At 71.0% G+C, this 9,027-nt stretch carries 9 protein-coding genes; 4 read left to right on the top strand and 5 right to left on the bottom strand.

What is annotated here, in order from left to right:
- Positions 1 to 137: 137 nt before the first annotated feature.
- The 5 genes from ACIGXO_RS26155 to mdo all read right to left on the bottom strand — a co-directional run bounded on the left by ACIGXO_RS26155 (position 138) and on the right by mdo (position 5,936).
- Positions 138 to 779 (bottom strand): GPR1/FUN34/YaaH family transporter, encoded by a 642-nt coding sequence (locus ACIGXO_RS26155; RefSeq protein ID WP_399791543.1) that lies wholly within the window; start codon positions 777 to 779, stop codon positions 138 to 140.
- A gap of 43 nt (positions 780 to 822) precedes the next feature.
- Positions 823 to 1,764 carry a mycofactocin oligosaccharide methyltransferase MftM gene (mftM, locus tag ACIGXO_RS26150; RefSeq protein WP_399791541.1) on the bottom strand — a complete coding sequence of 314 codons (942 nt, stop codon included), beginning with the start codon at positions 1,762 to 1,764 and terminating at the stop codon, positions 823 to 825.
- A complete protein-coding gene (locus ACIGXO_RS26145) occupies positions 1,761 to 3,302 on the bottom strand; it encodes a VWA domain-containing protein (RefSeq protein ID WP_399791539.1) in 1,542 nt (513 codons plus the stop codon). The genes mftM and ACIGXO_RS26145 overlap by 4 nt, the downstream gene beginning before the upstream one ends.
- 15 nt (positions 3,303 to 3,317) lie before the next feature.
- On the bottom strand, positions 3,318 to 4,550 hold the full coding sequence (locus tag ACIGXO_RS26140; RefSeq protein ID WP_399791537.1) for an AAA family ATPase: 1,233 nt from the start codon (positions 4,548 to 4,550) through the stop codon (positions 3,318 to 3,320).
- Positions 4,551 to 4,643: 93 nt separating this feature from the next.
- Positions 4,644 to 5,936, bottom strand: coding sequence for an NDMA-dependent methanol dehydrogenase (mdo, locus tag ACIGXO_RS26135; protein ID WP_399791535.1), 1,293 nt, complete (start codon positions 5,934 to 5,936; stop codon positions 4,644 to 4,646).
- 252 nt (positions 5,937 to 6,188) lie between these two features.
- Here mdo and mftA point away from each other — a divergent pair, with 252 nt between their 5' ends.
- Genes mftA through mftD form a run of 4 tightly spaced genes read left to right on the top strand, consistent with a single transcriptional unit; the run spans position 6,189 to position 9,014 of the window.
- A complete protein-coding gene (gene mftA, locus ACIGXO_RS26130; RefSeq protein WP_399791533.1) occupies positions 6,189 to 6,311 on the top strand; it encodes a mycofactocin precursor MftA in 123 nt (40 codons plus the stop codon).
- A 10-nt stretch (positions 6,312 to 6,321) separates the two neighbouring features.
- Positions 6,322 to 6,615, top strand: coding sequence for a mycofactocin biosynthesis chaperone MftB (gene mftB, locus ACIGXO_RS26125; protein WP_399791531.1), 294 nt, complete (start codon positions 6,322 to 6,324; stop codon positions 6,613 to 6,615).
- A gap of 33 nt (positions 6,616 to 6,648) precedes the next feature.
- A complete protein-coding gene (gene mftC, locus ACIGXO_RS26120) occupies positions 6,649 to 7,845 on the top strand; it encodes a mycofactocin radical SAM maturase (protein WP_399791529.1) in 1,197 nt (398 codons plus the stop codon).
- Positions 7,842 to 9,014, top strand: a complete 1,173-nt coding sequence (gene mftD, locus ACIGXO_RS26115) for a pre-mycofactocin synthase MftD (RefSeq protein WP_399791527.1) — start codon at positions 7,842 to 7,844, stop codon at positions 9,012 to 9,014. The genes mftC and mftD overlap by 4 nt, the downstream gene beginning before the upstream one ends.
- Positions 9,015 to 9,027: the final 13 nt, after the last annotated feature.

The following is a 9,027-nucleotide window of genomic DNA, read 5'->3' as shown; positions in this document are numbered from 1 at the left end:
CCCCACCCCGCGGGGGGGTGGGGTTTAACGCGGCATCAATTTGGGGTTTCCTTTCGGGCACTGCCACCAAACGGGGGGGGGGGGGGCGGGGGGGCCCCGGCCCCGCCCCGTCGTTGGGACAGCGATCCTGCGCCCGGTCAGCCGCCCACGGCCGAGCGCCCGAGCGGGAGTCCGCGTCCGCCGGTGGCCACCGACGTGACGTGGAAGAAGAGATACGCGCCGACCGCCGCGAAGGAGAAGACGGTGTAGCCGCCCGCGGTCTGCAGGGTCGCGGAACCGCTCAGGGTGGCGAGCAGTACCAGCGTGAGTGCCGCGTCGATCAGCACGAACAGCAGGGTGAAGGCGGCCGGCAGCCGCAGGGTGCCGAGCGTGAGCAGGACGACGGTGGCCAGCCAGGAGATCAGGAAGAGTGCCTGGGCCCCGGTCGCGGCCTTGGGGGCGATGCCGAACCAGTTGTGCAGCAGCCCGAGGACGAGGACCGCGTAACTGAGCCAGAAGCCGGTGAAGATGCCGAAGATCGCGGCGACCGCGCTCTGCCCGAGCGCGGCCGCCCAGAGCGCGGCGATCAGCTGACCGATGCCGGTGGCCGCGAGGATGATCGTGACCGGTGCGCCGACGGCGTCCGCCGGTACGTACCCGATCAGGGTCAGGCCGAGGGCGATCGAGCCCACGATGAAGGTGGGCACGCCGATCAGTGCCGGATCTCCGTCCAGCGGTCCGGGTGTTGCCTGTGCCGCCGCGGTGGGTGTTCCGCCGGGGGCCTGTTCCGATACAGCCATGGGACGCTCCTTTGCATCTCGTTGCTTGTCTTCGAGAGGTGGCTCAGGTGTGTGCTGTGGCGGGCGGGTCCAGGACCAGCCAGCCGCCGTGGTACGACGAGGCGGTGTACGGACGGCCCGTGCGGCGGCCCATGCGGTCCAGCTGGTCCTGGTCGAAGCACCGGACGTGGCCGTACGCGGCGGTCGCCTCGTCCTCGTACGGCACCGCGACCACGACCCGCCGCCGGGCGAGCCGGAGCGCCTCGTCCAGTACCGCGTCGCCCTGCCGCGCGTCGAGGTGTTCGAGTACGTGGATGACGGTGACCGTGTCCACCGACGCGTCCGGCAGCGGCACCCGCGCGGCGTCGCAGGCCAGAGTGCCGAGGCGCGGGCCGAGCGATTCGGCCACGGCCCCGAGCAGCCGCATGGTGCCGCGCGAGAGGTCGGAGGCGATCACGGTGTGTCCGGGGCGGCGGGCGAGCATCAGCGGCAGGAACCCGAAGCAGGAGCCCATGTCGAGGATCGTGCCCGCCTCTACCAGGTCCAGCGTGCGGCGGTAGACGGGCGCGAACCCGGCGATCGAGGAGTGGTCGCAGTCCCCCGCGGGGTCCTGCCAGCACTCCCGGATCCGGGCCAGCGTGTTCTCGTAGAACGTGGTCCAGGCGGCCAGCGGCCCGTCCACGCAGGAGCGCACCACGCCGGTGAAGACCCGCTCGAAGATGTCGGGCCCGGACAGCCAGCCGGGCGCGAACAGCTCCTCCGCCAGCAGCCCCGCCAGGTCGTTGTCCAGTTGGCCGGGGCGCAGCCAGTGGCCCACCTCCACCCGGCGGCCGCGCCGGCGCAGGCGGAAGTGCTCGGTCCGTACGATCGGCTCGGGCCCCGGGCCCCGGTCCTCGGCCGGGCTCTCCCGGACCACGACGACCACGTCGTCGGCGTACCGGCCGGGCGGATTCGGCGCCAGCGGATCGATGCGCTGGGCCGCGCGGCGGAGATCGGGAACGCTCATCGTCCGGTCGCCTCCGCCGCCATCCGGTGGGCCGTGCGCTGCAGCCCGGCGAGGTCCGCGACGACTTGTACGCGGTCGCAGAACTCCGCGTAACGCGGCAGGTCGCAGGCGCCCAGCCGCCAGGAGTACCGGGGTTCCGGGGTCAGCCAGATCGTCTGCCGGACCCGGCGGGTGATCTCCTCGAAGGCTCCGGTCCGCGGGTCGTTGCCGTTGCCGCGGCCGTCGCCCAGGACGATCAGGGTGGTGCGCCGGCCCAGGGCCGCCGCGTGGTCGGCCAGCAGCAGGTCGAAGGTCCTGCCGTAATCCGAGTTGGCGTCGGTGTCGAGCAGGCCGCCGCCCTGCAGCCCGTCGAAGACCAGGCCGAGTGCCCGCTCCAACGGATGCTCGGTGAACAGCTCGGTGATCTCGGTGGGTTCGTCGACGAAGGCGAAGGAGCGGACCTGCCCGAAGAGCGACTGCAGACCGTGGACGAAGTGCAGGGTGAACCGTGCGGTGGCCCGTACCGAGAGCGAGACGTCGGCGAGTACCATCACCCGCGGCTTGTCCTCGGCACGGACCGTGGTGACCGGGCGGAACGGGATGCCGTCGTAGCGCATGTTCCGGCGCATGGTGCGTCCCGCGTCCACGCGGCCGCGCGGGCTGACGCGGCGGCGGCTGGTCAGCGCGCCGCGCACGGAGCGCCCCACCCGGCGCAGCGCCTCCTCCAGTTGAGCCCGCTCGTCCTCGTCGACCGTTTCGAGGCGGGCGCGCTCGGCGGGCTGTGCGGCCTCCTGTGCCACCGTCTCCATGCTCGCCAGCCGCTCCAGGTGCCGTTTCAGCAGCTCGGGCAGGTTCTCGATGACCCCGGTGAGCTGCCGGCGGAGCGCGGCGAGGGCTTCCTCGTCGGCGTCGTCGTCATCGGCTTCCCGGTCGAGCCAACCGAAGAGGGCGTCCTGCTGGGCGACGGTCAGTTCGGTGTCGATGCGCTGCCCGGTCGCCGTGGCGAGCTGTCCGGGGATGCCGGCGCCGTGCAGCCGTTCGGTCTCCAGCTGGACGGACGGGACCGCGTCAGCGCCCGCGGCCGCCCCGTCCTTGGACAGCACGATCTCGTCGGTCATCGAGGCCATGTCGATCTTGTTGGCCTCCTGGTGCAGGTTGTACTGCTGGGCCAGGTCCCGCTGGTCGAAGTAGTCGCGGATGTCGGCGGGCTTGTCGTGGCTGTGGCCCTGCTGCGGCAGCTCCGAGGGTTCCTCGGAGACGGTGAAGGACTCCAGTGCGCCGGTGTCGGAGAGGTCGGCGTGCTCATGGCTGTGGCCGTGCCCGGCGTCCCCGCCGCCCACCGGGAACAGCGAGAAGTACGCCGTGAACAGCTCGTCGAAGACCTCGTCGTCGCGCCGGTCCTTGACCAAGGTCATCCGCAGCGCCTCGCGCAGCGTCTCCCGCTGCTCGAGCACCCCGGGCTGGGCGGCCCCGCGCATGGCGTCCATCGCCTCCGACACCGACACCCGCAGCCCGAAGAGGCGCAGCAGGCGGACGAACCGGTGCACGCTGCTTTGCATGCCCTCGCCCCCGGCTCAGTCGGTCCGCCGCCGGGAGACGGCGGCGAAGGCGCGGGCGCCCTGGCCGCCGCCCGGCTTGGGACGGCTGATCGGGCCCGCTCCCGGCGCGCCGTAGTAGCCCTCGTCGTGGCGGCCCTGCTGGTCCTTGGCGGTCCGCACGGCGCTGCCGTCGGGCTCGCCGTCATGGGCGTCGTGGCCGTCGTGGGGACCGTGATCGTGGCCGTGCCCCGGGCCGTGGTGGTGCCCGTGGTGGTGCCCGTGCCCGTCGTGCTGATGCCCCGGTGCGGGCAGCTCGCGGTTGGGGTCGACGAGCCGGGGCAGCGCGCCCAGCGCGCGGTGCATGTCGCGCTCGTACTTGAGGACCACATTGGCGGTCTCGGCGAGGATCTCCGGGTCCAGTTCGTCCACGCCGAGTACGGCGAGGGTGCGGGCCCAGTCGATGGTCTCGGAGATGCTGGGGCTCTTGCGCAGATCCAGCTCGCGCAGCCCGCGCACGACCTCCACCAGCAGCTGTGCGGCGGCCTCCGGCAGCCCGGTGTCCTTCGAGCGCAGAATCTCCAGCTCGCGCTCCGCGTCCGGGTAGTCCAGGAACAGATGCAGACAGCGCCGCTTGAGCGCGGCGGACAGGTCGCGGGTGTTGTTGGAGGTGAGCACGATGTACGGCGGGACCTTCGCGGTGTACGTGCCGATCTCGGGCACCGAGACCTGGTACTCGGCCAGGCACTCCAGCAGCACCGCCTCCAGGGCCTCGTCCGCGCGGTCGACCTCGTCGATCAGCAGGACGGCCGGCTGCTCGCCGCGGATCGCGTCCAGCAGCGGGCGCGGTGCGAGGAAGCGGTCGGAGAAGAACACACTGTCCTGTTCGCCGATCCGGTGCACGGCGGTGGCCAGGTCGGGGGCGTCGGCGGTGAGTTCGCCGATCTTGTCCCGCAGCATCTGCGTGTACAGCAACTGCTTGCCGTAGTCCCACTCGTAGAGCGCCTTGCTCTCGTCCTGGCCCTCGTAGCACTGCAGGCGCAGCAGCCGGCGTCCCGAGGCCGCGGCCAGCGCCTTGGCCAGTTCGGTCTTGCCGACCCCGGCCGGGCCTTCCAGCAGCACCGGCTTCTCCAGCCTGGCGAGCAGGAACACCGTCGTGGCGAGCCGGCGGTCGGCGATGTAGCCGTGGGCCGCGAAGCGCTGGACGACGTCATCGACCGAGTCGAACTCCTGGTCCTGAAACGGCTCCTGAGAATGATCTGTGCCGTGCACGATTCCTCCGTAACTCCGTCCGGGGGCGGAGCGGGGGCGGGGGGAGGTACCGCCCCCGCTCCTGCCGATGTCGCTCGCTGGTCGCGGAACGACTCAGCTGAGCAGGTCGTCCAGGTCGCCGTTCATGCAGTGCTCGACGACCGGGCGGACGGTGTCGAACGTGCACTCCTTGGCGTTGCCCGGGGTGCAGGCGTCACCGAGGACGTGGTGGGTGATCCGGTCGACGTCCGCGTCGTCGCCCTTGATGACCGACGCCTGCTCGTAGAACTTCGTCGGGCCGGTGCCCAGCCGGTTCTTGGAGTAGGAGTCCTGGGTGACGTCGGTGAACTTCTCCGGGATGCCGACGTCCCGCAGCAGCCGGATGCCGGCCGCCAGCGCCGCCTCGGCGGCCTTGACCTTGGTCATGCCGTGCGTGTCGACGCCCATCGCCTCGGCGATGTCCGCGAACCGCTCGTACAGCGCGGGCATGTTGAACGCCCAGACCCGGGGCAGCGCGATGGCGTTGTTGAGCCCGTGGTGGGTGTCGTAGAAGGCGCTGACCGCGTGCGAGATGGAGTGGATGATGCCCAGGCCACCGGAGTTGAACGCCTGTGCGGCGATGTACTGCGCGTACATCATCCCCTCGCGGCCGGCCAGGTCCTGGCCGTTCCACACCGCCTGCCGCAGGTGCTGTGCGGTCAGCTTGATCGCGTGCAGTGAATTGCCCAGCGAAGGCTGGAAGTTGAGCCGCGAGACATACGGCTCGGAGGCGTGCGCGAGCACGTCGAAGCCGCACTGCGCGGTGTAGTCCAGCGGGCAGTCGTAGTACAGCGTCGGGTCGTCGATGGCGAGGGTGGCCACCGAGGCGTCATCGAACGCAACGTACTTGTGCGGGTTGTCGGGGTCGGTCGTGGTGTCCGTGATGACGTACGCCCACGAGGTCTCCGAGCCGGTGCCGGCGGTGGTGGACACCGCGATGTGCGGCGGGTTCTTGGGGTTCTCGGACTTGTTGAAGCCCTCGAACTCATTGACGCTGCGGCCGTCGTGCGCGACCGAGATGCGGGCGCCCTTGCAGGCGTCGTGCGAGGATCCGCCGCCGATGGAGACGAACGAGTCGCACTTGTTCTCCTGGTACATCGCCACGGCGTCCATGACGTTGTAGTCCTTGGGGTTCGACTCGACCTTGTCGTACACGACGACCTCGAGGCCGTGGTACTTCATCGACTCGACGATCTTGTGCACGGTGTCGCTGCCCCGCAGACCCGTGGTCATCACGAGCGTGCGGCGGAAACCGAGCTTCTTGGCCTCGGGGCCGATCAGCTCGTGTGCGCCCGGGCCCAGCATCGCCCGCGGGAAGGGGTGGAATTCCTTGATCGGAAACGGCTTGAGAAGTTCATCGACCTGCATGATCTCCGGTTCCTCTCTGCTCGACGAGTGGCGTGATTCACCTTCCGGGAGCGGGCCGCGACGGGGGTACCGGCCAGGCGGACGGCAGCGGGGCGCGAACGGACGGGAGGGTGCCCGTCCGATCGGACGGGGCGCGCGGACGCCCCTCCGATCGGACAGGTCGAGGGGGCCCGGTCGCATGGTGGGGCGGTCCCGGGGCCGCGCCTAACGTCGAATCCGTTCCCACCAACCCCCCTCTCCAGGAGGTTCGCCATGCAGGACGAATTCAGCACGATCGAGCAGGACACCGACGCGACCGCCTACACCGCCGAGGACCTGACCGAGGAGCTCCTCGTCGAAGAGGTCTCCATCGACGGCATGTGCGGCGTGTACTAGGCCGGCCGCGATGTCCTCCCCCTCGGATGCGCCCGCGCCCGCCGCCTCCTTCAGCCCGGACCGGGGCTACCGGCTCAATCCGAACGTCGCGCTGCGCCCCGAGCCCTTCGGGGCGCTCGCGTACCACTTCGGCAACCGCCGGCTGTCGTTCCTGAAGGACCCGGCGCTGGTGGCGCTCGTCGAGCAGCTCGGCGAGCACCCCAGCGCCCGGGCGGCGCTGGCCACGCTGCCGGCGGCGCAGCACGCGCCGACGCTGCGCGCGCTGGCCGCGCTCGCCGCCACCGACATGATCATCCCCCTGTAGAGAGCCGCAGAGCCTCAGAGAGCTGGAGCCACCATGCTCGTCGAGCAGTTCAAGCACGGACTGAACGCCCCGATCTGTCTGACGTGGGAGTGGACGTACGCGTGCAACCTCTCCTGCGCGCACTGCCTGTCCTCCTCCGGGCGGCGCGACCCGATGGAGCTGTCCACCGACGAGATCAAGTCGGTGATCGACGAGCTTCAGCGGATGCAGGTGTTCTACATCAACGTCGGCGGCGGCGAACCGACCGTACGCGCCGACTTCTGGGAGTTGCTGGATTACGCGATCGACCACCAGGTGGGCGTGAAGTTCTCCACCAACGGGCTGCGGATCACGCCCGAGCGCGCCCGGCGGCTGGCCGCGACCGACTACGTCGACGTGCAGATCTCGCTGGACGGCGCGACCCGCGAGGTCAACGACGCGGTGCGCGGTCCCGGTTCGTACGACATGGCGATCCGGGCCATGGAGAATCTCGCCGCGGCCGGCTTCGAGAACTTCAAGATCTCGGTGGTCATGACCCGGCAGAACGTCTCGCAGCTGGACGACTTCGCCGCCATCGCCGACCGGTACGGCGCCCAGCTGCGCATCACCCGGCTGCGGCCGTCCGGCCGCGGCGCGGACGTCTGGGACGAGCTGCACCCGACCGCCGAGCAGCAGCTCGAGCTGTACGACTGGCTCGTCGGGCACGGCGAGCGGGTGCTCACCGGTGACTCGTTCTTCCACCTCAACGCGCTGGGCTCGGAACCGATCCCGGGGCTGAACCTGTGCGGGGCGGGGCGCGTGGTGTGTCTGATCGACCCGGTCGGGGACGTGTACGCCTGCCCGTTCGCCATCCATGACGCGTTCAAGGCGGGCAACGTCCGCTCCCCCGGCGGCTTCGACGAGGTGTGGCGCTCCTCGTCGCTCTTCAACGAGCTGCGCGGCGAGCAGACCGGCGGTGCCTGCAACAGCTGCTCGGCGTACGACGTGTGCCAGGGCGGCTGCATGGCCGCGAAGTTCTTCACCGGGCTGCCGCTGGACGGCCCGGACCCCGAGTGCGTCAAGGGCCACGGCGCCACCGCCCTGGCCGCCGTCGACCGCGCGGCGCTGCCCCCGCAGGGCACCGACCACTCGCACCGCAAGGTCGCGCTGGGCATGCCGGCGGTCAGGACGGGCAGCCGCCCGGACCGCTTCTGTGACGAGAGCCCGCTGGCCGGTCAGACATACGGATCCATGGAAGGAGCACACTCATGAGCGGTGGATGGTTCGAGACGGTGGTGGAGGCCCAGCGGCGGGCCAAGAAGCGGCTGCCGAAATCCGTCTACAGCGCGTTGCTCGCCGGCTCCGAGAAGGGCGTCTCCTACGACGACAACACCACGGCCTTCGCGCAGCTCGGCTTCGCCCCGCACGTCGCCGGGCTGTCGGCCAAGCGCGAGATGGCCACGACGGTCATGGGGCAGGAGATATCGCTGCCGGTGATCATCTCGCCGACGGGCGTACAGGCCGTGCACCCCGACGGGGAGGTGGCCGTGGCCCGCGCGGCGGCGGCCCGCGGCACGGCGATGGGCCTGAGCTCCTTCGCCAGCAAGCCGCTGGCGGACGTCGTCGCGGCCAACCCGCAGACGTTCTTCCAGGTGTACTGGATGGGCACCCGCGACGTCATGCTCCAGCGGATGGAGCGGGCCCGCGCGGCCGGGGCCAAGGGGCTGATCGTCACCCTCGACTGGTCCTTCTCGCACGGCCGGGACTGGGGCAGCCCCAAGATCCCCGAGCGGCTGGACCTCAAGGCGATGCTCCGCTTCGCCCCCGAGACGCTGTCCCGCCCGCGCTGGCTGCTCGACTTCCTCAAGAGCGGCAAAATTCCGGACCTGACGGCGCCGAACATCGCCGAGCCCGGCAGCCCGGCACCGACGTTCTTCGGGGCCTACGGCGAGTGGATGCAGACGCCGCCCCCGTCCTGGGAGGACGTCGCCTGGCTGCGCGAGCAGTGGGGCGGCCCGTTCCTGCTCAAGGGGATCTGCCGGGTGGATGACGCCAGGCGGGCGGTGGACGCGGGCGTGACCGCGATCTCGGTGTCCAACCACGGCGGCAACAACCTGGACGCCACCCCGGCGCCGATCCGCGTCCTGCCGTCCATCGCCGAGGCCGTGGGCGACCAGGTCGAGATCCTGCTCGACGGCGGCATCCGCCGCGGCAGCGACGTCGTCAAGGCGGTCGCGCTCGGCGCGCGGGCGGTCATGATCGGACGCGCGTACCTGTGGGGTCTGGCCGCGGGCGGCCAGGCCGGGGTGGAGAACGTACTCGACGTCCTGCGCGGCGGCATCGACTCGGCGCTGCTCGGGCTGGGCCGGTCCGGCATCCATGAGCTGAGCGCCGACGACGTGGTGATCCCGCGGGGGTTCACCCGCGCGCTGGGCGTCTGAGATGCGACCGCGG

Origin of the sequence: Streptomyces sp. NPDC053542 (assembly GCF_044544685.1) — a bacterium.
Taxonomy (GTDB): Bacteria; Actinomycetota; Actinomycetes; order Streptomycetales; family Streptomycetaceae; genus Streptomyces.
The sequence above is the reverse complement of the archived record's forward strand: the minus strand, read 5'-3'. Positions and strand labels throughout refer to the sequence as shown.

Excerpts from the sequence above, each read along its gene's own strand:
- ACIGXO_RS26155 (WP_399791543.1), bottom strand. The coding sequence starts at position 779 with ATGGCTGTATCGGAACAGGCCCCCGGCGGAACACCCACCGCGGCGGCA.
- mftM (WP_399791541.1), bottom strand. The coding sequence starts at position 1,764 with ATGAGCGTTCCCGATCTCCGCCGCGCGGCCCAGCGCATCGATCCGCTG.
- ACIGXO_RS26145 (WP_399791539.1), bottom strand. The coding sequence starts at position 3,302 with ATGCAAAGCAGCGTGCACCGGTTCGTCCGCCTGCTGCGCCTCTTCGGG.
- mdo (WP_399791535.1), bottom strand. The coding sequence starts at position 5,936 with ATGCAGGTCGATGAACTTCTCAAGCCGTTTCCGATCAAGGAATTCCAC.
- mftA (WP_399791533.1), top strand. The coding sequence starts at position 6,189 with ATGCAGGACGAATTCAGCACGATCGAGCAGGACACCGACGCGACCGCC.
- mftB (WP_399791531.1), top strand. The coding sequence starts at position 6,322 with ATGTCCTCCCCCTCGGATGCGCCCGCGCCCGCCGCCTCCTTCAGCCCG.
- mftC (WP_399791529.1), top strand. The coding sequence starts at position 6,649 with ATGCTCGTCGAGCAGTTCAAGCACGGACTGAACGCCCCGATCTGTCTG.
- mftD (WP_399791527.1), top strand. The coding sequence starts at position 7,842 with ATGAGCGGTGGATGGTTCGAGACGGTGGTGGAGGCCCAGCGGCGGGCC.